Genomic DNA, 26,757 nt, shown 5'->3' on the forward strand with positions numbered 1-26,757 from the left:
CAACCCGAAAAAAGCCCATCTCCTCTCCCGCCCTGCTCCAGTCATCCCTGCGCCAGCCGCAGCCACCTCGGGGATAACGATACGGCATTGTAGGGATTTTCCTCCCCCTCTTTAGGGAAAAACCCTTTGTCACCTTGCTTTTTCTTTGTTTCTTTGCACCAGATAAAGTAAACAACTAAATCCTTACGATTATGAAAAAGTATATATTCACCCTGATGGCAATGATGACAATGGTCGTTTCAGCCAGCGCAATGAGTTACAGTCAGGCACGCGAGCAGGCTCTGTTCCTGACAGACAAGATGGCTTACGAGCTCAATCTCAACGACGCTCAGTATGAGGCTGCCTACGAGATAAACCTTGACTATCTGATGGGTATCAATACTTATGACGACCTCTACGGAGTCTATTGGACCCGTCGCAATATGGACCTGAGTTACATACTCCTCGACTGGCAGTACCGGGCTTTCTGCGCCGCCCACTACTTCTACCGCCCGCTCAGCTGGGACGGTTACTACTGGCACTTCGGCATCTACGCCCGCTACCCCCACCGTGACTATTACTACTTCGGTTGTCCCCACTTTGTCACCGTATATCGCGGCGGACACAGCTGGCACAACAACGGCAACCGCAGCTGGTATCGCGGACGCAGTTTTGCCGGACACATCAATCGTGACAACGGCAGGAGCTTCGGTATGCGCGACAGATTTGACCGCGGCGAATTCGGCAACGGCACTCGCTCCTTTGGCGGACGCAACAACAATTCATCCAACATAAATCGTGAGAATGCCAACCGCAGCTTTGGCGGACGTGCCAATCAGCAGTCTGCCGGCGCTTCCAGCAGCAACCGCTCGTTTGGCAGCCGTGCCTCGCAGCAGAGCGACCCGATGTACAACCGCAACAGCAGCAGCTCTTCGTTTGGCGGACGAGCCAACCGGCAGTCTTCGGGCGTGAGCGGCAGCAACCGTACATTCGGCAGCCGAGCCGACGGAGGCGTGCGCAGCTCGACCCGCACCACCGTAGAGCGCCGCTCCAGCGACTACAACTCGCCCTCGTTCGGCGGACGCGCCAATAGCCAGCCCAGCCGCACTTTCTCTCCATCCACCTCGCAGCCCTCTCGCTCTTCGGGCAGCAGCTTCGGCGGACGCTCGGGTGGCAGCAGCAACAGCAGCTCCTTCGGCGGTGGCAACCGCGGTGGCGGCAGCAGTCGTGCAGGAGGCTCCTTTGGCGGCAGCCACTCTTCAAGCAGCCGTTCTGGCGGTGGTTCATTCGGCGGTGGCCACAGATAAAGACATAGCGTTATTAGTAAAATAAGTCACTCTCTCCCCTGGGGTCAACACGGCACACGATGCCAGCCCCAGCGGGAGAGAGTTTTTATTGGTGCCCACGCCGACCATCCGCAAGTTCGGGGAAAGGCCCTTCAGGACAATTGCAAGGCATGAAATGGTGATTTCAGTGTCTGCAACGATAATATCCAAGCGTGAAATCACCGTTTCAAACCCTGAAATCATCTTTAACGGCATCACTGGCGAGATGACATCCGACGCAGAAGGGATGAAATTCACCACCGAAAAGATGACATCCGACGCAGAAGGGATGACATTCACCACCGGAAAGATGACATCTGAAATGAGCGAGATGATGTCCGTCACCAGAGAGATAAAAACAGACGCAGAAGAGACAACGCCAACCTTCGCCGCCGTCACGACCGTCACCGCAAGCCAAACAATAATAATTGCTAAAACTTATTAAGGTTTTATTAAATCAGACGCCATCGCCCTGGCGGCGTTCGTGATTGTGGCGGGATTATTGTATATTTGTATTCCACTAATCTGTGTTTGATTCATGACCATAACTATAATTGTTCTGATTGTAACTATAGCCATGTTTGTCTGGGGACGCGTACGTGGCGATGTCGTAGCCCTGTCGGCCCTGATGGTACTTACCGCTACCGGAGTTCTTAACACCAGCGAAGCATTAAGCGGTTTTTCTTCTCCCATAGTCATTATGATGGCCGGCCTCTTCGTCGTGGGCGGCGCCATCCTGCAGACGGGTCTTGCCCAGTCGGCAGGCAACAGCATATCGCGCATGGCCAAGGGCAACGAGACGCGCGCCTTCATCTATGTGGTCCTCGCCACCTCGTTCATCGGCGCCTTTGTGAGCAACACCGGCACCGTGGCCATCATGATGCCCATCATCATGAGCATGGCAGCCAGTTCGGGCATACGCTCTTCGCGTCTGCTCATGCCGGTGGCCTTTGCGGGCAGCCTCGGCGGCATGCTCACCCTGATAGGTACGCCCCCCAACCTTGTAATCAGCGAGACCCTCGAAGAGCATGGCTTCGCACCGCTCGGATTCTTCACCTTCCTCCCCATCGGTCTGATAGTGATAGCCTTGGGCATAGCCGTGCTGCTGCCCATGAGTCTGCTGCTCATCAAGAAGAAGGGCAAGCACCACAAGGGAACTGCCGGCAAGACGCTCAACGACCTGGCCGAGCAGTACCAGCTGCACGACAATCTGTACAAGTTGCGTGTGGGCTACAAGAACAACGGGCTCGCAGGCATGTGTGTGCAGCAGCTCGACCTGCAGAACAGGTATGGACTCACCATACTCGAGATACGCAACGAGAAGAAGAAGGCCCTCGGCATGGACATACGCCAGAGTATGGCGTGGGCAGACACCATCATCGCCCAGGGCGACATACTCTACCTCTATGGCGACAAGGATGCCATGGAGCGGTTTGCCAGCGACTATCACCTGATAAGGATGAAGACCACCCGACTGGACTTCTACGACATCGGCATCTCCGAAATCATCGTTCTGCCCACCTCGCGGCTCACCGGAGTGCGCATACGCGACTCCCGACTGCGCGAAGACTATTCGGTAAACATCCTCAGCATACGCCGCGACGAAAACTATATCAAGGAAGAGCTGAGCGACCACCGTCTGCGCAATGGCGACATACTGCTCGTGCAAGGCCAGTGGGACAAGATTATGCAGATGAACCACGAGAACGAGAACTGGGTGGTGCTGGGACGCCCCGACAAGCAGATGGAGAAGGTGTCGCTCGACTTCAAGGCACCCGTGGCGGCAGCCATCATGCTGCTGATGATACTGGTCATGGTGTTCGACTTCATCCCCGTGAGCCCCGTCATCGCCGTGGTCATGGCTGGACTGCTCATGGTCTTCTCGGGCTGTTTCCGCAGCGTCGACGCCGCCTACAAGACCATCAACTGGGAGAGCATCATCCTGATAGCCGCCATGATGCCCATGTCGATAGCACTGGAGAAGACGGGCGTGTCGAGTATCGTGTCAGAAAATCTGGTGAGCAGCCTGGGCGCCATCGGGCCTTACGCCCTGCTGGCAGGCATCTACTTCACCACATCGCTCATGACCATGTTTATCAGCAATACCGCCACGGCGGTGCTCATGGCACCCATAGCCATGGCTGCCGCTACCCAGACCGGCGTGAGCCCCTACTCCTTCATGTTTGCCGTGACGCTGGGCGCGAGCATGTGCTTTGCCTCGCCGTTCTCCACACCGCCCAACGCGCTGGTGATGAAGGCGGGCCGCTACACCTTCATGGACTACGTGTGGGTGGGTCTGCCTCTGCAGATTATCATAGGCATCGTGATGACCTTCATACTGCCCCTGCTCTTCCCCTTTGCTTGACGCTGTGCTCATCAGAGCCACAATATTGACCGAGGTCGTATTTTTTAGCCGCGAAAATTTGCTTAATTCGGCGAAAAATACGACCTTTACATATTGTTAATATATAAGAAACAGAAATGATGAGAAACCAGATAGACTGTTTTGTAGCCATTGCTTCGGCTGGCGACGCCGAGGCGACGATAGAGACCCTCTCACGGAGCGTCTCGGTAAGAGACATCACCCTGATGATAGAGCCGCAGACAGCACAGGCATATCCCCAAGCACAAGTAATCGAAACAGAGTCGCTCACGTCGACAGCCACGCTGGCAGAGATAGCTCGCCGTGCCACGGCACCCTACGTGCTGCTCACGCTCAAGGCCCAGCCCATCCTATGGGGCGACCACGCCATAGAGCGCATGGTGGAGACGGCAGCCGACACCGGCGCGGGCATGGTCTATGCCGACAGCCGCATGGCTACCGCCGACGGCAAACTGGTGGCACACCCCGCGATAGACTATCAGAAGGGTGCGCTGCGCGACGACTTCGACTTCGGACCGGCTGTGCTCGTGAGCACGGCGCTGCTCAAGGGCTATATGGCCCAGCAGCCCGCCGCCCCCGACTACCGATGGGCTGCGTGGTACGACCTGCGCCTCTACATCTCGCGCCAAGCCGCCATCACCCACCTCAACGAGTATCTCTACACCCAGCAGCAGACCGACAGCCGCGCCAGCGGTGTGCGCCAGTTTGACTATGTAGACCCGCGCAACCGCGACCGCCAGATAGAGATGGAGGATGCAGCCACCCGGCATCTCGAAGCTGTGGGCGCGATAGTAGACACCCATCGCTACGAGCCTGTAGACCTGGACGAGCAGGACTTCGACGTCGAAGCCTCGGTGGTCATCCCCGTCTACAACCGCTGTCGCACCATTGCCGACGCCGTGGGGTCGGCTCTGGCCCAGCAGACACGGTTTGACTACAACGTCATCGTGGTCGACAACCACTCTACCGACGGCACCACCGAGATACTGAATGACCTGGCGCGCAGCGACCACAGACTGATACACCTCATCCCCGAACGCGACGACCTGGGCATCGGCGGATGCTGGAACGCCGCCGTCAATGACAGCCGCTGCGGCCGCTTCGCCGTACAGCTGGACAGCGACGATCTCTATGCCTCGCCCTCCACGCTGCAGCGCGTGGTCGATGAGTTCCGCCAGCAGCCTGCCGCCATGGTCATCGGCGCCTACCGCATGTGCGACTTTGCCCTCAACACCCTGCCACCGGGCATCATAGACCACCGGGAATGGACAGACCACAACGGGCCCAACAATACGCTGCGCATCAATGGGCTCGGGGCGCCTCGCGCCTTCTTCACCCCCGTGGTCAGAGAGATACGCTTCCCCAATACCAGTTATGGCGAGGACTATGCTATGGGTCTGGCCATCAGCCGCCGCTACCGCATAGGCCGCATCTACGACGAACTCTATCTCTGCCGCCGTTGGGAGGGCAACTCAGACGCCGCCCTCAGCATAGAACGCCAGAATGCCAACAATCTCTATAAAGACCGGCTGCGCACCATCGAGCTCGAAGCCCGCCAGCAGCTGAACAGCCAGCCCGAGGGCAACTGCCGCGAGCTCAACCGCTTCATTGACCGCCAGCTGGAGCTCTGGAGCGACGCCCGCCAGCGTTTCCGCGACCTCAACCATGTAGAGCAGCACAGCCTCTGTAGCGGCGACACGCTGCTGCAGGTGCAGTTCAACCCTGCCCGCATGGTCTCTACCGGTGCGCGCATCGATGCCCGCAGCATAGCCCATCGGCCCTGCTTCCTCTGCGCCGACAACCGTCCGCAGGAGCAGATGGCCAAGCGCCTGGACAACGACTTCACGCTGCTGGTCAACCCCTTCCCCATTCTGCCCGTCCACTTTACCATTCCCCTCAACCGCCACAACCCGCAGCGCATACGCACGTGTTATGGCGAGATATTCCGCATGGTAGAGCGTTATCCCGAACTCACCGTATTCTACAACGGTCCCCACTGTGGAGCTTCTGCCCCCGACCACGCTCATCTGCAAGCCGTATGCTCTGGCCTTCTGCCGCTGCAGAACGACTGGGCAAGGCTGGCCAACAGCAGAGAGATGGTGTATGAATACGACAACGACAACCATATCTATGCCGTGGGCGGATATGTGGTGCCGCTGCTGGCCATCGTCAGCACCGACGCCACCGCCGACAAGGCTCTCTTTGACCGTATCTACAAGGCTATGCCTCTCCACAAGGATAGCGGCGAGCCCATGATGAACGTCATCTCATGGCAGCAGGACGAGAGCCACGTCACTGTCGTCATTCCTCGCGCCAAGCATCGTCCCGACTGCTACACGGCCGAGGGCGACGCCCAGTATCTGGTCAGCCCGGGAGCTATAGACATGGCCGGCCTCATCATCACCCCACGCCAGACAGACTTTGACCGTATCGACGCCGACAGAGCAGCAGCCATCCTCCGCGAGTGTGGTGTCGGGGCTGAGCAATTCGGACGCATCACCGCCCGCCTCACTGCCGCCGCCGAGGCAGTTGCCGAGCCCGAAGCCACAGCCGAACCCATGGTGTCGGTAGGCATCGTGAGCGCCAAGCGCATCTGCTTCGACCTCAACCGCCCTTATATGGCCAAGGGCCAGCAGATTGAGGGCAGACAGGAAGTGGAGTTCGCCGAGGGCGGCATCAGTTGGAACGGCAACCTGTACAGCCAACTTACCTTCCATCCACAGCATGAGGATGCGTCGTTTGCCCTCAGCGACGTGACCATCGGCGTCAACTTCCACTGGGAGCGCACCGAGACGCAAGTGTTTGCCGGCACGCTGAGACTGGTGGTCGAGGAAGACAAGATATGTGCCATCAACGAACTGCCCGTGGAACGCTACTTGGAGAGCGTCATATCGAGCGAGATGAGCGCCACATCCAATATCGAACTGCTGAAAGCCCACGCGGTGATATCGCGCTCTTGGCTGCTCGCGCAGATGCACAAGCGCCAGCAGATGGACGGCAAGAGCGGTTCGGGATTCTTCTCCTTCACCAAGACCGATGATGAACTCACCCGCTGGTATGACCGCGAAGACCACACCATCTTTGACGTGTGTGCCGACGACCACTGCCAGCGCTACCAGGGCATCACCCGCGAGACCAGCGACAAGGCCCGACAAGCTGTGGCTGCCACCGGCGGACAGATACTGCAACACGACGGCGAGATATGCGATGCCCGCTTCTCCAAGTGTTGTGGCGGCATCACCGAACGCTACCGTTACTGCTGGGAGGATATAGACAAACCTTATCTCATGGCGGTACGCGACAATGCCGAGGGCGTGGAGACCGGCGCTGTAGAGCCAGACCTGACCATAGAGGCCAACGCCGAGGCATGGATAAGGCAAAGCCCAGCCGCATTCTGCAACACCACCGACGCCACCATACTCTCTCAAGTGCTCAACGACTATGACCAGGAGACCAAAGACTTCTACCGCTGGCGCGTGAGCTACTCTCAACAGGAGCTGAAGAAACTGATAGCCAACCGTCTGAAGATGGATATGGGCGACATCGTGGCGCTCGAGCCTCTGGAGCGTGGCGCCAGCGGACGCATCTCGCGTCTGCGCATCGTGGGCACCAAGCGCCAGTACATCATCGGCAAGGAACTCGAGATACGCCGTACGCTCAGCGAGAGCCACCTCTACAGTTCGGCCTTTGTGGTTGAACCCCACGGCGACATCGATGGTGTGCCCGAGCGCTTCGACATCCTCGGCGCAGGCTGGGGTCATGGCGTCGGCCTCTGCCAGATAGGCGCCGCCGTCATGAGCGAACAGGGCTACAGCTATGACAAGATACTGCTCCACTACTATCGTGGTGCCGAAATCAAGAAGATATACTAAAACACTGGATATGAACAATAGCAAATCGCCATGGAGCTGGGTTCCTTCGCTGTACTTTGCCGAAGGACTGCCCAATGTGGCCGTGATGGCCATCTCTGTCATCATGTACAAGCAGATGGGGTTGAGCAATGCCGAGATAACCTTCTACACCAGTTGGCTGTATCTCCCGTGGATGCTCAAACCTCTATGGAGCCCGTTTGTAGACCTGGTAAAAACCAAACGATGGTGGATAATCACCATGCAGTTGCTGGTGGGCGCAGCCTTTGGCGGCGTGGCATTCACCATCCCTACCGACTTCTGGCTGCAGGGCACCCTGTTCTTCTTCTGGGTGATGGCCTTCACGAGCGCCACCCACGACATCGCCGCCGACGGATTCTACATGCTCGAACTGACGCCCAACGACCAGGCATTCTATGTGGGCATACGCTCCACGTTCTACCGCCTGGCCACCATCTTCGGCCAGGGTGTGCTGGTGATGGTAGCCGGCAATCTGCAGGTAATCTACCGCAACAGCATCCCCTTCTCGTGGAGTCTGATGTTCTATGGCGTCACCGGCTTGTTTATCGGCCTGTGGCTGTGGCATGGCTATGTGCTGCCCAGGCCCAAGGCGGACAAGGCACACACCGCCAATACGCCGCAGCAGATTATGGGCGAGTTGGCGCACACCATCAGGACATTCTTCTGCAAGAAGCAGGTGGTGACAGGCATACTCTTCATGCTCTTCTATCGCATGCCCGAAGGTCTGCTGGCCAAGGTGGCTGCACTCTTCCTGGTAGACAACGAGAGCAATGGCGGCTTGGGACTCTCGCCGCAGGAGTATGGACTGGTGCAGGGCACGGTGGGCGTGATAGGACTCACCCTGGGAGGCATACTCGGCGGATTGTGCGTGAGCCGGGACGGCTTGAAGCGCTGGTTGTGGCCCATGGTACTCGCCATCACGCTGCCCGACCTGGTATATATCTACATGAGCTACGTGCTGCCCAACCTTGCCATCGTCAACGTATGCGTGTTTGTCGAGCAGTTTGGTTATGGATTTGGCTTCACGGCCTACATGATGTACCTCATCTACTACAGCCGCGGCGAGTTCAAGACCAGCCACTACGCGCTGTGCACCGCCTTCATGTCGCTGTCGATGATGCTTCCCGGCTTCTTCGCCGGAGCCTTGCAGGAGGCTGTGGGCTACCGCATGTTCTTCATCATCGTGGTGATAAGCTGCGTGGTGACCTATATCGTCACCGCCATGCTCAAGATAGACCCCAACTTCGGCATCAAGGGCTATAACGACGAAGCCGAAGCCACCGACGAGCAAGACGACTATCAGGAATAGACCCATCACCACCACCAATGGCAAAGGCGCCGACCCTCGCAAGAGAGTCGGCGCCTTTGTTATGGGACAGCTGGTGTCAACGGTCGATATATCTACGGGTGATGTCGCCATACTCGTCGATGCGGCGGTCGCGCAGGAAGGGCCACCAGCGACGCACCTGCTCGCTATGACCGAGGTCGAGGTCTACGATGCGGCGCTCTTCACCGTCGGCAGAAGCGCGATAGAGCAGCTCGCCCTGGGGGCCAGCCACGAAGGTAGAGCCCCAGAACTCTATGCCCGGAGTCTGTCCGCTGGGGTCGGGCTCGAAGCCCACGCGGTTGACCGCCACCACAGGCAGTCCGTTGGCCACTGCATGGCCGCGCTGTACGGTGGTCCACGCCTCGCGCTGACGTTGCTGCTCGTCGGCAGAGTCGCTGGCTGCATAGCCTATAGCCGTAGGATAGATGAGCAGCTCGGCACCCTGGAGCGCCATAAGCCGTGCTCCCTCCGGATACCACTGGTCCCAGCACACCATAACGCCCAACCGGCCCACCGAGGTGTCAATGGGGCGGAAGCCCAGGTCGCCGGGGGTGAAATAGAACTTCTCATAATAAGCCGGGTCGTCGGGGATATGCATCTTGCGATAGGTTCCGGCTATCGAGCCGTCGCGCTCTATCACCACGGCGGTGTTGTGATAGAGTCCAGGGGCACGGCGCTCAAAGAGCGAGGTGACGATGACCACGCCGAGTTCGCGTGCCAGCTGGCCGAAATACTCGGTAGACGGGCCGGGGATGGGTTCGGCCAGGTCGAAGTTGTCTACATCCTCTACCTGACAGAAGTAGAGTGAGTTGTGGAGTTCCTGAAGTACCACGAGTTGGGCACCGTCGGCAGCCAGAGCCCTGACGCCCTCGGCCAGACGGCGTTTGTTGTCGGCTATGTCACTGGTGTTGTGCTGTTGCAGCACTCCTACTTTCAGTTCTTTCATATCTATCTGTGTTATATTTCTTCTGGGATGATGGGTGATGACGCTTATCGGCAGAGCACGCCCGCGGGCAGTTGCATGGTGAGGCAGTGGATGGAGCCGTGCTGGCGGATGATGACACGGCTGTCGATGCCGATGAGCTCGTGGTCGGGGAAAGCCTGCTGCAGAGCCTCGGCAGCCGCCTGGTCATTGTGGGGCTGGTCATAGGTGGGATAAATCACGGCGCCGTTGACGATGAGGAAGTTGGCATAGGTAGCCGGAAGCCGCTCGTCGTCGTATCTGATTTCGTCGACCATAGGCAGGGCGATGAGGCGGTAAGGGCGCCCGTCGTCGGTGCGCAGTGCCTGGAGCTCGCGTTCCATGGCGCAGAAGTCGGCATAATGCTCGTCGGCCTGGTCGCTACACTTAATATATAATAAGGTATCGTGGGGAGCCACGCGCACCGTGGTGTCGATGTGGCCGTCGGTATCGTCGCCCACCAGATTGCCGTGGTTAATCCACACTACGCGTCGGGCGCGAAGTCTACGCCGCAGCTCGGCGTCTATCTCCTCGCGGGAGAGGGGCTGGTTGCGGTGGGGAGCCAGCAGACAATGGCTGGTGGTAAACACGGTGCCCCGGCCGTCGCTCTCGATGCTGCCGCCCTCGAGCACCATGTCGTCATGGTCTTCACGGCTGCCGTGGAGCAGGCCCTGCTCGCAGAGGTGGCGGGTGATGGCATTGTCGTGCTGCCAGCCGAACTTCTCGCCCCAGCCGTTGAAGCGGAAGTCGAGCAGCACGGGCTCGTCGCCGCCCATGAGGGTGATGGCGCCATGGTCGCGCGCCCAGGTGTCGTCGGTGTCGCAGCAGGCAAAGACCACGCGGGCCATGCGGGCACGGCCGAGACGAGCCTCAAGCAGAGAGCGCACATGTTCAACCTCGGGCGAGACCACCAGCAGCGCCTCGTGGCGGGTGATGGCGTCGGCAAGTTGGAGATAGGTCTCGGTAATCTCGTCGAGATAGGGAGCCCAGTCGGTACCGGCGTGGGGCCAGGTAAGCTGCACCCCGCTCTGCACTGCCCATTCGGCAGGCAAGTATAGTCTGTCGTCGTTCATCGGTGTACGTAGAATTATGTCTGTCAGGGCAGTCTGCCTGCACCTCGCCCTCGCCGACTTGCCCGTCGGTCATGGCGCGGTGGACGCTACCCTATGCAAAGGTACTGCAAACCATAGACAATACAAAGAAAGCGCGATGGTTTTTTAGGTCGAAATGGCAACCACCGCATCTGGCGACAGCAAAAAAATGTCGGCACAGACACAATTTCCCTGCAAAATGATTGGCAGTTCGATGGTTTATATCTACCTTTGTCTCACCAATATACAAAGAAAGGACAGACATGGACAACGACAACAAGCCGACAAAATTCTGCTATCCATATCCGCATGCGGCAATCACTGCCGACTGCATCGTCTTCGGCTACGACCCCAACAAGACGCTACGCGTGCTGCTCGTCAAGCGGCGCAACGAACCCTACAAGGACTGCTGGGCGTTTCCCGGCGGCTTTATGGAGATAGACGAAGACCTGAAGACCTGCGCCCGGCGCGAGGTGATGGAAGAGACGGGCATGGCGTTGGGCGAGGTGTTCCAATTCCGCAGCTACAGTGCCGTAGACCGCGACCCACGAGAGCGCGTCATCACCGTAGTGCACTTCGCCTTTGAGGCCCTCGCCGAGGTCAAGGGCAGCGACGATGCCGCAGAGGCACAGTGGTTTGACATTGACAACCTGCCAGTGCTCGCCTTCGACCACAGGACCATCATCCACGAGCTCTTTGAGTTCCTGGAGGATGTGATATACAACGACCTGTTCTTCAAGTATTCGCCCGAAGGCATACCGATGGACGCACTAAGCAAACTGACCACAGACATACTGCAACTGAAGGAACTGGAGCGTCCGCCCATTGACGATGACACGTTGTAGGACAGCCCCGGCATCCCATAGACCCAACAGAAGACAACCATGATTATCGAAGAAATCGTAAAATATAATGAAGAGTTTGTAGCCCGACGCGGTTACGAACAGTATGTTACCAGCAAATACCCCGACAAGAAGCTGGCAATACTCTCGTGTATGGATACACGACTCACCGAACTGCTCCCGGCAGCGCTGGGACTGAAAAACGGTGACGCAAAAATCATCAAGAACGCCGGCGGACTGGTCATCAGCCCCTTCGACTCTGCCATGCGCAGTCTGCTGGTGGCCATCTACGAACTGGGGGTAAAGGAAATCATGGTGGTGGCCCACTCCAACTGCGGCGCCTGCCACATGAACGGTGCCGAGATGAAGCGGCTGATGCTGGAGCGCGGCATACACCAGGACGTGATAGACACCATCGCGCTCTGCGGCATAGACCTCGACCACTGGCTTGAGGGCTTTCACGACACCGAGGACTCGGTGAGAAATACCATCAACACCATAAGCCACCACCCGCTGGTGCCGCGCGACGTCAATCTCCATGGATATATCATCGACTCGGTGACGGGCAAGCTCACCGAGGTCAAATGACAGAAAGACAGCCCACAAGATGATAGAACTCAAGAATGTAGACATACACTGCGACGACGGCACAGACATCAGGCAGGCGTCGGCAGTGGTGGCCAACGGACGCTCGCTGCTGGTCTATGGCCGCGATGCCGCCACGCGCCACTGTCTGGCGGAGGCGCTGCTGGGGCTCAGGCCCGTGGCTGGGGGCTATCTCACCTACGACGGCGAGGTGCTCACTCCGGCTGCCTCGCGCTATATGCGACGACAGATAGGCTACATACCCGCACTGCCGCCACAGCCCCAATACTCGCTGCGACAGATGGCCGACTCGCTGCTGCAGCTCGACATCCATCGCGAATACCGGAAGGACAGCAACCAGCTGATAGACATCTGGATGGCGGCAGGAATAAGCGAGCAGCACATCGACGCGCCCTGCGAGACAATCGCCGCAACAGAGGTGACGACGGGCATGCTCTGCCTGGCCCACTGGCTGCGCAAGCAGGTGGTGATAGCCGAAGAGGTGGCCGACGAGGCGACGGCTGAGCGGCTGAGGGAGATGGCTGCCGAAGACTCGGTCGTCATAGCCACGACAGCCAACAGCGCGTTGGCAGATTATTTTGACAACCATATCAATCTGGAGGAACTACAATGATAGAGACCATACATCTCTCTTTTGGCAACCTGATTATAGGTGCCCTGTTTTTCATCATACCTCTATATGCGCTCTACGCCTTCAAGGTAGAGATATGGGGGCGCACGCTCAAGGCGCTGGCCACGATGGCTGTGGCGCTGACCCTCGGCGCACTGCTCACGGTGCTGGCCGTCCGGGCTGGCCACATCGGCGTGACGCTGCTGTGCGCGCTGGTGTTGCTGGCTGCCACCGCCTGGTACATGCGCATCAAGGCACGCATACGACAAGCCAACTACATAGTGCCCATCATGCTGGGGCTGACGCTCACCATACTGCCTCTCTCGCTGATATTCGTCTATCTGGTGCTGGGCATGAACCCGCTGGCACCGCATCTGCTGCTGCCCGTCGTGGCCATCACCACGGGAGCGGTGGCTGAGTCGAACGTCAAGGCGATGGGCGCATACTATGACGGACTGCACCACCATGCCCAACTCTACTACTATCTCACCGCCAATGGTGCCACCCATCGCGAAGCCACCAACTATCTGGCCCGACGCTCGATGAAGCGGTCGCTCATACCGCTGTTGCAGCGCATGGGTATCATGGGGATGGGCACCGCGCCGGTGATGATGTGGGCCATGACCATGAGCGGCACAGACATCTTGAGCGCGCTCGTGATACAGCTACTGTTTACGGGACTGCTCATCTCGGCAGCCACAGGCCAGCTGGCGCTCACCCTCGTGCTGGCGCGCAGATACGCTTTTGACGCATACGACAAAATCAACGCCAGAGGATGAACAGGATATTCTGCCCACTGATAGCGCTGCTGTTACTGTCTGGATGCAATCTGCCCAGAGACCACAAGCGACTGACAGGACGGCTGATGGACGACGCGCCACAGCAACAGACCGAGGTTGAAGACACGGGCGCACTGCTGCCGGCGCCACTCACAGACAGGCCCGAGCAGATACTGCACCGTGCGGGGTACACTGCCTCGTACAATCATGAACTTAGGCTGTCCAACTGGGTGGCTTGGCATCTCACAACCGACCACACCAACGGCCCCTTCAAGCGCAAGGGACGCGCCTTCACCGAAGATGAAGAGGTGGAAGAGCCGCGTGCCAACACCTATGACTACCAGCGCTCGGGATATGACCGCGGACACATGTGTCCCTCGGCTGACAACCGATGGAGCGAGCAAGCCCAGGCCGACTGTTTCCTGCTGACCAACATCTGCCCACAGCTCCATGCGCTCAACGACGGCGACTGGCGCATACTGGAGGAGCAATGCCGCGACTGGGCTGATGACTGGGGCGACCTGTACATCGTGTGCGGACCCGTACTGACCAGACAGCACCACAAGCGGATAGGCAAAAACAAGGTGACGGTGCCCGAAGCATTCTTCAAGGTCATCGTATGTCTGCAGGGAGAGCCACGCGGCATAGGCTTCATCTATCGCAACGACGCCCGCCGACGGCTCCAGACGCAGTATGTCAACTCGATAGACGAGGTGGAACGCATCACGGGCATAAACTTCTTTGCCTCGCTGCCCGACCAGATAGAGGACAAGGTGGAAAGCCAGGCTCGGCTGGAAGACTGGACCCAACGCGCCAACTGACACCACCGTCTCTGGCAGCAGAAAGGGGGAAAAGAGGACCGGCGAGGGCATAAATGCCGGAAAGGCAAGGGCGAAAGCAATCGCAGAGGAATATGATAAAAATGTCAAGCATGCACATTTTTATCATATTCCTGCTTTTTATATAGCTAAAAAATGATAGATAGGTTCACGCGCATGAAGGTTTTCTTGCTGAAAAGCGACTTTATGAGTAAATTTGTAATCATCAAACAATGAAAGCCGACATCCATGCGATGGCGGAACAAAGACTGACTCCGCGCCGTACTGACTACTGCGGGCGGAGATTAAGGGAAAGAACCAGAGACTGACATTGACAAACACTAAAAAACAACTCAAAAGTATGTACGACCAACTGGATAATCTGAATATCACGATTGACAAGTCTGTCAAGAGCATTACAAGAGCGGCATGTATGTATCTGTCGCTGGCCATCGAATATGGCATATTGCTCACCGAGAACCCAACGGCACGCATCGTAATCTACGACGACCACATCGACTTCGGCGTGAGCATGAACCCCATGATGGATATGATAAACGGCGCCCTGCTGCCCCACTTCTACAAGGAGAACAACCGGGTGGTGTACCGCTTCATCGGCGATGCCAAATGCGAGGTGAATGACCAGATCATCGACTACGTGGGCAACGACTGCATCGAAGCCAATGAAGAAAGCCACGTGTTTCAGCAGATGTACACCAAATACGGCATAAACTAATCGGAACGGAGGACATCTCCAGGAATCCGGAAACCACTTACACACAGATTATTACCATCACTGCCGGCTCGTATCATAAGAAACGCGAGCTCGTATCAAATGTCACGAGGGCTCGTATCTTACGACACGAGCCCTCGTGATTATTGTTACGAACCAGCCAACACGGCAAGCAGACCGGCAGAAGCAGCTGACAACGGCACTGCAGGCCATCAGGGCGACCGGCAGAGCGGCATGGCGCCGCCGCGGTCAGAGCATCAGCACCCGCATCTCGGCATTGGTCATCTTCATGATCTGGCTCATGGGGCGCTGATGATACACGCTCTGTATGGCCTTGTTGATGATACCGTGACCCACAGCCACCACCACCTGGTCGGGATAAGTGACCCGCACCCAGGTGAGGAAGTTGCGGGCACGGGCGAGCAACCGCTCAGCCGACTCGACATTGGCGGGCCACTCGCGGTCGGCAAGCGAGGGGATGTACTCGCCGGTGAAGTCGCCCCAGTCGCGCTCGCGCAGCAGCGGGGTCTCCACCATAGGCACCTGGCGCCCCTGGGCGAGGATGCGGCAGGTCTGGATGGAGCGGTAGAGGTCGCTGGAGACGAAGGCGTCGATGTGGATGTCGCTGAGCTTGTCGCGCAGCGCCTCAGCCTGGCTGATGCCGGTGGCATTGAGTTCGCCCTGGGTCTGCCCCTGCATGATTTGGCGGGCATTGTCGACGGTTTCGCCGTGGCGTACAAGATATAATGTTGTCATAGTCATAATATAATTTGTGGTCAAAATAATTGCATGACCCAATGATTGTTTGTACTTTTGCAGCAGAAAATGATAATTGCTACAAATTAATGAAAAATCTGCTAAGTTCGCAGTTCCGCGCGCTCGTCGCCATCATCGTGGGTCTGCTGCTCATCACGTTTCACGAAGAGACGGTAAGATGGATAACCATACTGATAGGCGTGATGTTCTTCCTGTCTGGCGTGTTCTCGGTGACAACCTACTACGCCTACCGCAAACCCGAAAAGGGCATGATTATGTATGACACCGACGGCAACCGACTCAACCTCTACCGCCCCGTATTCCCCGTCGTAGGGTTGGGCAGCATGGCGCTGGGAGTGATACTGGCGCTGATGCCCACCACATTCATTACAAGCATCACCTATATCTTCGCCCTCATCCTGATTATGGCTGCAGCCAACCAGTTTATCGGTCTGGCCCACATACGGCAAATTGTGCGCATAGGGCTGTTCTACTGGGTGGTGCCCTCGGTGGTGATGCTCATAGGTCTGACCGCACTGATACGGCCCGAATGGATAGCCTCGGCTCCGCTCATCATCATAGGTTGGGCGATGGTGGTCTACGGCGTGAGCGAGTCGGTCAACACGCTCAAGGCCCACGCCGCCCGGCGCGCCTACAAGCAGATGATGGACCGCAGAAACTCCGACAGCGCCGACGCGCCAGCCGATAACGCTGAGTGACACGCCGACGCTGTCGTAAGCAAGCGTCATCGCAGGGAGTGGAACGCATCAGCGCTCTACGATACCCTGGATATAGTCGCAGATGATGCCGATGCCCTTGGCGTTCTCTCCACCCTGTGGGATGATGATGTCGGCAAAGCGCTTGGTAGGCTCGATAAACTGCTCGTGCATGGGCTTGAGCACCGAGAGATAGCGGTCGACAACCATGGACACGGTACGGCCGCGGTCGATGGTGTCGCGCTGGATGTTGCGGATGAGTCGCTCGTCGGGGTCGGCATCGACAAATATCTTGAGGTCCATCATGTCGCGCAACTTCTTGTTGATGAGCGTCATGATACCCTCGATGATGATTACCTTCTTGGGCTCGACATGGATGGTCTCTGGCAGACGGTTGCAGATGATGTAGGAGTAGGTGGGCTGCTCTACGGCACGGCCATGGCGCAGCTCGTTGACATGGTTGATGAGCAGCTTCCAGTCGAAAGCATCGGGGTGGTCAAAGTTGATGGCATGGCGCTCTTCATCGGTCATGCCTTTGTTTTCATTATAATACGAATCGAGCGGCACCACAGCCACATAATGGGGCGGCAGAGCCTCAACGATTTTCTTCACTACAGTGGTCTTGCCCGAGCCTGTTCCGCCGGCAATACCGATAATGGTTACTTCGCTATTCATTATTGTTTGTTTTACAAGGGGTAAGACCATCGCCCGCCCAAAGGTCGCGGCAACGCCCCACCCCATCATTTTCTTATTCTGTATCAGCACGGGCCGCTGCGACGTCATCGCCAAACAGCTCGTCGAACATGCGGCTGTAATACTCGGTCTTCAGCTCCACCTTCATGGGATAGGCCCTACTGCTGCTGGGCTGCCGGTAGAGCATCAGTTCGCGCCCGGCATAGCTGAAGGGCACCGACTGGCCCATGGCGGGCTGGGCGGTGATGTGGAAGTGGGAGGAAAAAACCTGAGTGGCAAGCTGCCCTGCCGTGAGCACAGCCCGACACTGGGGCAGAGCGTCGAGGAGCGCATCGAGGTCGGCTGGCTCTACGATGTCAAGGTCCTTGTCGGAAGCAGTGCCCTTGGTGCGTCTCACCCGGACAGCCGTATCGTAGATGGCCACACCGAGGGAGGACAGGAAGGTCTGCAACTCGGTCAGGCGGAAGGTGTGCCTGGCCTCATCGACAAAGTGCATCTTGTCGCCAAAGAAATGGAGACCGAAAATGCGCCACATATCGTTGGTGTAATTGGGATAATACCAATCCATACACCAACGACGGGGCGCAGGGGGGAATGTGCCAAGCATCAGCAAGCGTGCATTGGCAGGGAGAAAAGGTTGAAAAGGATGTGTCTCGACATCCATAATTTACTTCTGCTTGGAGAGATACACCACAACGGGCAAGTGGTCTGAATAGCCGTCAAGCCATACGCCTCCAGCGGTGGTTCGCTTGGGAGCGCCCTTATACTTACCGGTGCTCTGGAAGAGATAGTCGCGGCGGAAGATTTGGGCCTTGCGATACTTGAGCATGCCGGCGTCGGGGTCGTTGGCATCCTTGGGCATGAGCAGATTGGGGGTCATGATAATCTGGTCGAAGAGATTCCACGAGCCACCATAGAAGAGGGTGCCTTTACCCTGCTTGTGGATATTAATCCATGGGCTGTACATCTCGCCAGGTCCCACCTTGTCCTTGTCGGCTCGGGCACCCAGACCGTCGACCATACTCTTGTCGGAGGGGTCGTCGTTCATATCGCCCATGATAAAGAACTTGTAGGCGGGATTCTCGCGGAGCAGCGAGTCCTTGATGACGCGCATCTGGCGGGCTCCGAGCTCACGATAGTAAGAGGTAGAGAAGCGGCTGGGCAAGTGGGCCACGATAACCACCACCGGCTCGTCGGCAAGTTCACCCTTGACGGTGAGGAAGCCACGGGTAATGAATCTTTTGTCCTTCTCCTGTTCGGTTACATAGGGATGGAGCTTCACATCATTGACCTTGAAGAGTGCGGGATTGTAGAGCAGCGCACAGTCTACACCTCGCTTGTCGGGGCCCTCGATGTGGCAGAACTGCATATTACGCGCCTTGAGCGGCTCCTGGGCACAGAGGTCTGTAAGCACACGGGCATTCTCGACCTCGCTCACTCCGATAATGGCGCAACCCACATTGGGGAGCATGTCGGTACCCATATCGGCAAGCGCCTTGGACATATTCTTCAGTTTATGCGAATATTTCAAGCCGTCCCAACGGTAACTTCCATTGGGAAGAAATTCAAAATCGCGTTTGCCTTCATCATGGATGGTGTCAAAGAGGTTCTCCTGATTGTAGAAGCCAACTCCGTAAACCAACAGCTTCTTCTGAGCTGAAGTCATGAGGCAAATCATACATGCCATCACGGCCAAAAACAAGTATCTTTTCATCTTTTTTTAGTTATTTTCTGCAAATATCGGAATTATTATTGACATAATGCCCATTTTCATAGATTTTTATTTGAAAAAACTTTTCCATTACAAATATATTTAGTTACTTTGCAAACATATAACACATAATTATAAATATATTCAACTATGCAAAGAAAGCTTAAATTGGCAGTGATTGCCCTGTGCTATGCTCCGTTGGCCTTCGCCCAAACGCCCTCAGGCGAGAAGCAGACCACCAAGCCCATAGACGAATCGGCATTCACATTCACAGAGGCACAGTTGGGAGACGATGATGATATGACACAGAATATCAGCATCCTCAACTCCAACTCCAACCTCTATGCCAGCGGCGTGGGATATCTGTTCTCACCCGTAAGATTCCGTTACCGTGCGTTAAACCAGAGCTACAATGAGATTTACATCAATGGCGCTCCTGTCAACGACATGGAATCGGGACAGTTCCGTTACTCTCAGATTGGCGGTCTCAACCAGCAGACCAAGAACGTAGATTTTGCTCTTCCCTTTGAGGACTGCCAGTTTGGCATGCCTTCAATGGCCGGCAGCAACAACTACGACTTCCGTTCGGGCAACATGGCAGCAGGCCATAGAGCAACCGTATCGGCAGCCAACCGCAACTACAACTTCCGCGGAATGTACAATTACAACTCAGGCTTCAACAAGAACGGTTGGGCTGTATCTGCAAGCCTCACCTATCGTTGGGCCAAGCGCGGATATGTAGAGGGTACATTCTACAATGCCCTGTCTTACTTCTTCGGCGTCCAAAAGCTCTTAGGCGACAACCACTCTCTGTCGTTTGCCACATGGGGTAACCCCACTGAACGTGGCGCACAGGGTTGTGCTACTGATGAGGTATACTGGCTCACTGACAACCGCTACTATAACTCCTATTGGGGTTATCAGAACGGCCATGTGCGCAACTCACGCGTGGTGACAGAATACTCTCCCTCGGCAGTACTCACCTGGGACTGGGACATCAACAAGGACATGAAGCTCACCACGACCGTATTTGGACGCTACGGTATGTACAAGAGTACCCGTCTGAACTACAATAATGCTGACAACCCCCATCCTGACTACTGGAAGAATCTGCCCAGCTCATACTTCTATGTATGGGGCGACGACCCTCTGTACAGCGCTTATCGCACAGAGTCGGCTGCCAACAACTGGAAGCAGGCTTATGACAGCTGGCAGAACCCCATCAACCAGCAAATCAACTGGAACCAGCTCTACTATGCCAACAGCCAGGTATCAAAGAACGGCGCCGACGCCCTCTACTTCATCCAGGCCAAGAACATAGACAACGCCACACTCACACTGGCTTCTACTCTGGCTGCCAAGCAGAGCAAGAACGCTTCGTGGAACGTGGGACTGGTACTCTCGACCAACAACGGTCACCACTACCAGACCATGGAAGACCTGCTGGGTGCCAAGTCATACCATAACATCAACACCTATGCTGTGGGCAAGTATGCTCCCGGCTCTGACGAGACTCAGTACGACCTCAACAGCGCCGGTCCCAACAACCTGGGCCGTCTGGTGTACAATGGCGACATCTTCGGTTACAACTACAACATCTTCGTACACAAGGCCAACGTCTGGGCCAACTACCAGAAGTCTGTAGGCCGTCTGCACATGATGGTAGCAGGCCGCCTGGGTGGTGTCATGATGCGCCGCGAAGGCCACATGCGCAATGGTCTCTTTGCCAACAACTCTTACGGCAAGGGAGAATATGCACGCTTCGGCGAAGGTGGCGTCAAGGGTAGCCTGACCTACAATGCCGGCAACGGCCACACATTCCTCGTAGGTATGGGATACCAGTGGAACGCCCCCAAGGCCAACGCTGCATTCGCTTCACCTGAGATGAACAACGACTTCGTGCTCAACCTCAAGGACGAGCATGTGCTGACAAGCGAAATCGGCTACCAGTTCAACAACAGCTGGTTGCACGCCAACATCAACGCCTACTACAACCGTATGGACCACGTCAGCGAGTGGCAGAACTTCTACTTCGACGATATCAACTCATTCTCTTACGTGTCTATGACCGGTATCAAGAAAGAATTCTATGGCGTCGAGGCTGGACTGAAGTTCAAGCTCTCTTCGGCTTTCGACATCAACATGCTCGGAACCGTAAGCGAGGCCAAGAACATCAACAACGCACAGGCTCGCTACCTCATCTCTACCGAGGGTGCATACAGCGAGACCGAGACCGTATATAATAAAGATATGCACGAGGCCAGCACACCTCTCACCGCTCTCAGCCTCGGTCTGAGCTACCACCAGAAAGGTTGGTTTATCGACCTCAACGGTAACTACTATGACCGCATCTACCTCTCTTACTCTCCCTGCTACCGCTACGAGTCTTCGCTCAAGAAGCGTCAGAACATCTATGGTGACGTGTATGACAACGAAGGCAATCTGCGCAAGTCGGCCATCAGCCAGGAAGAAGGCAAGGGTGGTTTCATGCTCGATGGTAGCGTGGGCCGTCTCATCCGTCTGAAGAAGGGTCAGATTTCAATCAACTTCTCTATAACCAACATCCTGAACAACCGCGATATCGTTACCGGTGGTTTCGAGCAGAGCCGAAGCGACTACTCTAACGAGAAGGTAAGAGCTTACCGATTCTCCAAGAACCCCAAGAAGTTCTATGCCTTTGGTCCTAACGGATTGCTGAACATCGCATACAAATTCTAAAACTCACCAGCGATATGAAATATATGAACAAGATATTGGCCGCCTGCTTCTGCGCCCTGCTCGCTTCGTGTATGGGCAGCGACTATGCAGACCCCAACATGACAGAAAACCCCTTCGGCAACAGCCAGATTGCCGAAACCAATGTGATGAATATCGGTGACTTGAAGGAAAGCAAAGACTTCAAGTTCATCATCGCCAATGGTGCTTACAAGAAGGTGGAGAAGAGCATCCAGATTAAGGGCCGCGTGACCGGAAACGATGCTCAGAGCAACCTCTACAACACCATCTCTATCGAAGACGCCACTGGAGCCATCGAGGTTTCCGTAGGCCAGGGTGGAACCAGTGGTTTCATGCCCGTAGGTCAGGAAGTGCTCGTAGAGCTCAAGGGTCTCTACATCGGCGGTTACCGCAAGAAGGCTCAGATAGGTACTGTATATACCAGCGCCAACGGTACTCTCGGCATCGGGCGCATGAATCGTCAGGAGTGGGCCCAGCACTACAAGATTATCGGCACCGCCGACCCCTCTCAGGTGGTTCCCACCGAGTTTGATGTGACCAAGATTGCCGACGCAAGCTACATCAACGCCAACGCCAGCCGACTGATGACCATCAGTGGCGTGGAGTTCTCAGCCGCCGACGGCAAGGCTGTCTATGCTCCCGATGACGGCAGCGTGACTCTGACCAGCAACTGCGCCAACCGCGGCCTCAAGGGCCTCGATGAGAAGAACATCGTAGTGCGTACCAGCACTTATGCCAAGTTTGCCAAGGCCGTTCTGCCCACTGGCAAGGTTAAGATTACTGGTATCTTCTCTCGCTTCAACGACACCTGGCAGATCCAGATACGTTCGCTCGACGATGTCGTTGCCGACGACCCATTTGCAGGTATCGACGGCACTGGTCTGGGCACAGCCGAGTCACCTATCGACGTGACACGCGCACTGAGCCTCATCGCCAAGAGCGCCTACGAAGCCACCAAGGAGTACTATGTGACAGGCATCATCTCAAAAATCAAGGAGGTCGATACCGGCAACTATGGCAATGCCACATATTATATATCTGTTGATGGCAAGGACGCCAACAACCTCACCGTCTTCCGTGGTTACAACATCGGTGGAGAGAAATTCACCGCCGAGGACCAGATCAAGGTAGGCCAGAAGGTTGTCGTTGCCGGTACGCTCACCCTCTACGGCACCGAGCCAGAGATGAACGCTGGCAACAAGATTATATCCATAAAGTAACACATCATTAAGAAATAAAAGAAACAAAGATATGAAAAAACTTATTTATTCAATGCTTGCCTTGGCCACTATCGCCTTTGGCTTCTGTAGCTGCGAAGACGTTCCTATGCCTTACGGCTATCCACAGGGATCTACCGACCCCACCAATCCTGACCTCCCCGCAGAGGGTGAGGGTACACTCGAGTCTCCCTACAATGTGGCTGCTGCCAACGCAGTAATCGCCGGCGGCGACTTCGACCCCGAGAAGCAGTTCTACATCAAGGGTATCGTTACCTCTATCGATGAGACCGACGGTTTCCCCAACTCTTTTGGCAATGTCACCTACAACATCTCTGACAAGGCCGACGCTTCCAACAAGCTCTTGGTTTACCGTGGCATGGGCTTCGGTGGCGCCAAGGTTAATTCTACCGACGACCTCAAGGTAGGCGACGAAGTTGTAGTTATGGGTAAGCTCATCAACTACAGCGGCAAGTACGAGGTGACACAGGGCAGCAAGATTGTAGTACGCAATGGCCAGTCATCTGTCACCACCGGCACTCCCGAAGGTGAGGGTACCCTGCAGAGCCCCTACAACGTGGCTGCAGCCCTCAAGCTGGTCAGCGCTCTGCCTGCCGACGTTCCCACAGAGAACGCCCTCTATGTAAAGGGTAAGATTTCCAAGATCAACAGCGTAGAGACTGCCACATTCGGCAACGCCAACTACTATATCTCTGACGACGGCACCGAGAACGGACAGATTCTTATCTTCCAGAGCTACTATCTGGGCAATGTGAAGTTTACTTCTGCCGACCAGATCAAGGTGGGCGACGAGGTTATCATCTATGGTAAGTTTGTCAACTTCAAGGGCAATACCCCCGAGACCGTAGGCAAGGGTACATCTTACATCTACTCTCTCAACGGCAAGACCCAAGGCGGCGGCGAAACCGGTGGCACCACTACTGGCGAAGCCAAGGGCGACGGTACCAAGAACAACCCCTACAACGCTTTGGGCGCTAAGGCATTTGCCAGCAAGCTGGAGTCTGGCCAGACTTCTACCGAAGAGGTATACATCAAGGGTAAGATTTCAAGCATCAAGTACAACTTCTCTGCAGAGTTCGGTACAGCCACCTTCAATATCTCTGACGATGGCAAGGCTGCCAACGAGTTTATCATCTACAGCACCCTCTACCTCAACAACGAGAAGTACACTACCGGCGACCTGCTGAGCGTAGGCGACGATGTAGTCATCCTGGGTAAGGTGACCAACTACAACGGTACTCTCGAGACTGCCTCAAGAGCCAGCTACATCTACTCATGGACCAAGAATGGCGGAAGCACCGGCGGTGAAGGCGGTGGCGGCGAAGCTACTGGCAGCGACGTGACCATCAAGGCTGGCGACATCTCCAGCACCAATGCTGCCGACGTGACCGAGGTGACCGTCAACGGCATCGGCTTCTCCTTCAGCAAGGGCTCAGGCGCCAACGCTCCTAAGTACTATACAGCTGGTGGCGGTACCATCCGTATGTATCCCAGCAACTCTGTTACCATCAACGCCGGCAGCAAGAAGATTGCCAAGATCGTGGTAGAGTGCGACGCTTACAACGGTGTCAACTACACCGCAGAGGGCAAGGCCACCTGTTCTCCTGGCAAGGCTACTCTCAACAACCTCACCTACACCTTCAGCGAAATCAATGCAGCCAAGGTGACCATCACCGACGCTGCCGAGGGTACAGGTCAGCCCAAGCAGCTGCGCATCAAGTCTATGCAAATCACATTTGCCAAGTAAGGACACAGCATCCTGAATCATACTATATCCCGTATCATCCTCAGCGATGATACGGGATATTTTGTTTACACCTTATTATATATATAGGGGCCATGCCGAATCAGTGGAGACCACCGGTGCCTCTGCCAGAGCCGTCCTGCACCAGGAGCCCACGCCCATAGCGCCCGCTGCGACAGTCTGCGCCACCCTCTTCGACGCCCGCGCACCCATAGCCACGCCAATTATCACCCTCGGAGACAAAAAATATTTCGAAACATTTGGCAGTTAAGCGAAAAAGCAGTAATTTTGCACTCCGTAACGTATTCGGACAATTTATAAACAAATAACAATAAACGAAATGAAACAAGGTATTCACCCAGAAAACTATCGCCCCGTCGTATTCAAGGATATGTCCAACGGCGATATGTTCCTTACAAAGTCTACATGCAAGACTAATGATACAGTAGAGTTTGAAGGCGAGACTTATCCAGTGGTAAAGATTGAAATCTCAAGCACCTCTCACCCCTTCTACACAGGTAAGAGCAAGCTTGTTGACACCGCAGGTCGCGTTGACCGCTTCATGAACCGCTACGGTAAGCTGAAGAAGTAATATATCTTTCGAATATATTCATTCCATGCTAAAGTGCGTTCTAACGTAGTTGCATATGCGTTAGACAGCACTTTTTTTCATGCCATTTCTATCTATTAACTTTATAACAATGAACAAATTCCTTTCCTTTCTTTCTGCGGCTGTCATCATGCTGACGCTTGTCGCATGTGGCGGAGATGACGGACCGTCTGACCCAGGTCAGGGACAGAATAAGGTGGTCAACACCAACCGCAACATCCCCACATCGATGACCCCCAAAGAGATTACCCACCTGGAGTTTCCCAAGCTGGCAAGCGAAAACAGCATTGTTCTCGTCCATCACACATCGGGTGCGCAGGACGTGAGCTACTCTTGCGAGTGGGACTACAAGAAGAAGTCCAACCGCTGGTCGTGTTGCGCCATGACCAACAAGACCATCAAGGGCGGCGCAGGTCGCGTGGGAGATTTCGAGGAAGACCCCAACCTGCCCACAGCCATGCGCTTCAGCGACACCAATGCGATGTACACCCGCTCGGGCTACACCCGTGGCCACCTGATTGCCTCTGCCGACATCCAATACTCGCGCGAAGCCAACCACTCTACATTCTACTACAGCAACATCCAACCTCAGCACTACGACTTCAATGCCGGACAGAATTATGAGGGCATTTGGGTGCGTATGGAGAGCTGGGTGCGCAAGAAGGCCGAATCGCTCAAGGACGGTGACACCCTCTTCGTGTGCAAAGGCGGAACCATCGACAAGGAAAGCCAGATTATGGAGCGCGTCAAGGGCCAACTCATCGTGCCCAAGTACTTCTACATGGCGCTGCTCATGAAGACGGGCTCCGAATACAAGGCTATTGCGCTCTGGGTAGAGCACCAGAAGAAGGTGGACACATCGGCCGTCAAGGACCATGCCATCACCGTCAAGGAACTCCAGAACCTTACCGGCATCGACTTCTTCTGCAATCTGCCCGACGATATCGAAAACCGCGTAGAGGGCAAGATTAGCCCCATCAGCTGGGGACTCTGACACTCCCCTGCCCTTACGGACAGACATAACCATAAGCGCTCCTTCGCCCAGGCACCATGCTGGCGAAGGAGCGCTTGCCGTTTTCTTCCCCGCCATCATTCCCGCCCGGTCGGCCTACGAGCCATTCTGCATGGCGACCGCAAACGACCTCGTTGCGTGGCTTGATTTCATCATTTCATAGCTTGACAGGATTATTGCGCACCGCGATTTCACCA

General features: G+C 56.0%; 24 protein-coding genes. 17 read left to right on the plus strand and 7 right to left on the minus strand.

Annotated features, from left to right (window positions below; all coding sequences use genetic code 11):
* Positions 1-191 precede the first annotated feature (191 nt).
* Positions 192-1,286, plus strand: a complete 1,095-nt coding sequence (locus CIK95_RS05260) for a hypothetical protein (RefSeq protein WP_022310885.1) — start codon at positions 192-194, stop codon at positions 1,284-1,286.
* Here the strand turns inward: CIK95_RS05260 and CIK95_RS12795 are convergent.
* Entirely contained in the window at positions 1,263-1,703 is a 441-nt protein-coding gene (locus CIK95_RS12795) for a hypothetical protein (RefSeq protein WP_144007743.1), read from the minus strand. The genes CIK95_RS05260 and CIK95_RS12795 overlap by 24 nt on opposite strands.
* 139 nt (positions 1,704-1,842) lie before the next feature.
* On the opposite strand from CIK95_RS12795, the gene CIK95_RS05270 reads away from it, so the two are divergent.
* The 3 genes from CIK95_RS05270 (at position 1,843) to CIK95_RS05280 (ending at position 8,886) form a co-directional block, all read left to right on the plus strand.
* Entirely contained in the window at positions 1,843-3,669 is a 1,827-nt protein-coding gene (locus tag CIK95_RS05270; RefSeq protein ID WP_094466466.1) for an SLC13 family permease, read from the plus strand.
* Positions 3,670-3,788: 119 nt separating this feature from the next.
* A complete protein-coding gene (locus CIK95_RS05275) occupies positions 3,789-7,559 on the plus strand; it encodes a DUF4922 domain-containing protein (RefSeq protein ID WP_094466491.1) in 3,771 nt (1,256 codons plus the stop codon).
* A gap of 10 nt (positions 7,560-7,569) precedes the next feature.
* Positions 7,570-8,886 (plus strand): MFS transporter, encoded by a 1,317-nt coding sequence (locus CIK95_RS05280; protein ID WP_094466467.1) that lies wholly within the window; start codon positions 7,570-7,572, stop codon positions 8,884-8,886.
* A 76-nt stretch (positions 8,887-8,962) separates the two neighbouring features.
* Here CIK95_RS05280 and CIK95_RS05285 read toward each other — a convergent pair whose 3' ends face one another.
* On the minus strand, positions 8,963-9,850 hold the full coding sequence (locus CIK95_RS05285) for a carbon-nitrogen hydrolase (protein WP_022309896.1): 888 nt from the start codon (positions 9,848-9,850) through the stop codon (positions 8,963-8,965).
* A 44-nt stretch (positions 9,851-9,894) separates the two neighbouring features.
* Entirely contained in the window at positions 9,895-10,938 is a 1,044-nt protein-coding gene (locus tag CIK95_RS05290) for an agmatine deiminase family protein (RefSeq protein WP_094466468.1), read from the minus strand.
* 281 nt (positions 10,939-11,219) lie between these two features.
* Here CIK95_RS05290 and CIK95_RS05295 point away from each other — a divergent pair, with 281 nt between their 5' ends.
* The 6 genes from CIK95_RS05295 to CIK95_RS05320 all read left to right on the plus strand — a co-directional run bounded on the left by CIK95_RS05295 (position 11,220) and on the right by CIK95_RS05320 (position 15,347).
* Positions 11,220-11,801, plus strand: coding sequence for an NUDIX hydrolase (locus CIK95_RS05295; protein ID WP_022309898.1), 582 nt, complete (start codon positions 11,220-11,222; stop codon positions 11,799-11,801).
* A 42-nt stretch (positions 11,802-11,843) separates the two neighbouring features.
* Entirely contained in the window at positions 11,844-12,386 is a 543-nt protein-coding gene (locus CIK95_RS05300; RefSeq protein WP_094388665.1) for a carbonic anhydrase, read from the plus strand.
* 19 nt (positions 12,387-12,405) lie between these two features.
* Positions 12,406-13,017, plus strand: coding sequence for an ABC transporter ATP-binding protein (locus tag CIK95_RS05305; RefSeq protein WP_094466469.1), 612 nt, complete (start codon positions 12,406-12,408; stop codon positions 13,015-13,017).
* Positions 13,014-13,793: an ABC transporter permease gene (locus CIK95_RS05310; RefSeq protein ID WP_094466470.1), complete on the plus strand. Its 780-nt coding sequence runs from the start codon at positions 13,014-13,016 to the stop codon at positions 13,791-13,793. The genes CIK95_RS05305 and CIK95_RS05310 overlap by 4 nt, the downstream gene beginning before the upstream one ends.
* Entirely contained in the window at positions 13,790-14,614 is an 825-nt protein-coding gene (locus CIK95_RS05315; RefSeq protein ID WP_094466471.1) for a DNA/RNA non-specific endonuclease, read from the plus strand. The genes CIK95_RS05310 and CIK95_RS05315 overlap by 4 nt, the downstream gene beginning before the upstream one ends.
* Positions 14,615-14,972: 358 nt before the next feature.
* Positions 14,973-15,347 (plus strand): hypothetical protein, encoded by a 375-nt coding sequence (locus tag CIK95_RS05320; protein ID WP_022309903.1) that lies wholly within the window; start codon positions 14,973-14,975, stop codon positions 15,345-15,347.
* Positions 15,348-15,593: 246 nt separating this feature from the next.
* Here CIK95_RS05320 and CIK95_RS05325 read toward each other — a convergent pair whose 3' ends face one another.
* Complete coding sequence (locus CIK95_RS05325; RefSeq protein ID WP_094388634.1) at positions 15,594-16,100, minus strand: histidine phosphatase family protein; 507 nt, start codon at positions 16,098-16,100, stop codon at positions 15,594-15,596.
* An 89-nt stretch (positions 16,101-16,189) separates the two neighbouring features.
* On the opposite strand from CIK95_RS05325, the gene CIK95_RS05330 reads away from it, so the two are divergent.
* Positions 16,190-16,819, plus strand: a complete 630-nt coding sequence (locus CIK95_RS05330) for an HdeD family acid-resistance protein (RefSeq protein ID WP_254046426.1) — start codon at positions 16,190-16,192, stop codon at positions 16,817-16,819.
* 48 nt (positions 16,820-16,867) lie between these two features.
* Here CIK95_RS05330 and udk read toward each other — a convergent pair whose 3' ends face one another.
* From udk to CIK95_RS05345, 3 genes are all read right to left on the minus strand, one after another.
* Positions 16,868-17,491, minus strand: coding sequence for a uridine kinase (udk, locus tag CIK95_RS05335; protein WP_094423245.1), 624 nt, complete (start codon positions 17,489-17,491; stop codon positions 16,868-16,870).
* A gap of 73 nt (positions 17,492-17,564) precedes the next feature.
* The gene (locus CIK95_RS05340; RefSeq protein WP_094388635.1) at positions 17,565-18,173 is read right to left on the minus strand and encodes a uracil-DNA glycosylase family protein; all 609 of its coding nucleotides are present in this window, start codon (positions 18,171-18,173) and stop codon (positions 17,565-17,567) included.
* Between the two features lie 3 nt (positions 18,174-18,176).
* On the minus strand, positions 18,177-19,223 hold the full coding sequence (locus tag CIK95_RS05345) for an endonuclease/exonuclease/phosphatase family protein (protein WP_094466472.1): 1,047 nt from the start codon (positions 19,221-19,223) through the stop codon (positions 18,177-18,179).
* Between the two features lie 147 nt (positions 19,224-19,370).
* Here CIK95_RS05345 and CIK95_RS05350 point away from each other — a divergent pair, with 147 nt between their 5' ends.
* The 6 genes from CIK95_RS05350 to CIK95_RS05370 all read left to right on the plus strand — a co-directional run bounded on the left by CIK95_RS05350 (position 19,371) and on the right by CIK95_RS05370 (position 26,542).
* Positions 19,371-21,938 (plus strand): TonB-dependent receptor, encoded by a 2,568-nt coding sequence (locus CIK95_RS05350; RefSeq protein ID WP_094387375.1) that lies wholly within the window; start codon positions 19,371-19,373, stop codon positions 21,936-21,938.
* A gap of 23 nt (positions 21,939-21,961) precedes the next feature.
* Entirely contained in the window at positions 21,962-23,176 is a 1,215-nt protein-coding gene (locus CIK95_RS05355) for a DUF5689 domain-containing protein (protein ID WP_254046224.1), read from the plus strand.
* Between the two features lie 31 nt (positions 23,177-23,207).
* A complete protein-coding gene (locus CIK95_RS05360) occupies positions 23,208-24,941 on the plus strand; it encodes a hypothetical protein (RefSeq protein ID WP_144007744.1) in 1,734 nt (577 codons plus the stop codon).
* 46 nt (positions 24,942-24,987) lie between these two features.
* Complete coding sequence (locus CIK95_RS12800) at positions 24,988-25,209, plus strand: hypothetical protein (RefSeq protein WP_144007745.1); 222 nt, start codon at positions 24,988-24,990, stop codon at positions 25,207-25,209.
* Between the two features lie 69 nt (positions 25,210-25,278).
* Positions 25,279-25,530, plus strand: a complete 252-nt coding sequence (locus CIK95_RS05365) for a type B 50S ribosomal protein L31 (RefSeq protein ID WP_022309912.1) — start codon at positions 25,279-25,281, stop codon at positions 25,528-25,530.
* 109 nt (positions 25,531-25,639) lie between these two features.
* Complete coding sequence (locus tag CIK95_RS05370) at positions 25,640-26,542, plus strand: DNA/RNA non-specific endonuclease (protein ID WP_158215097.1); 903 nt, start codon at positions 25,640-25,642, stop codon at positions 26,540-26,542.
* The last annotated feature ends 215 nt before the right edge of the window (positions 26,543-26,757 follow it).

Origin of the sequence: Prevotella sp. P5-108, assembly GCF_002251385.1 — a bacterium.
In the GTDB taxonomy this organism is placed as follows: domain Bacteria; phylum Bacteroidota; class Bacteroidia; order Bacteroidales; family Bacteroidaceae; genus Prevotella.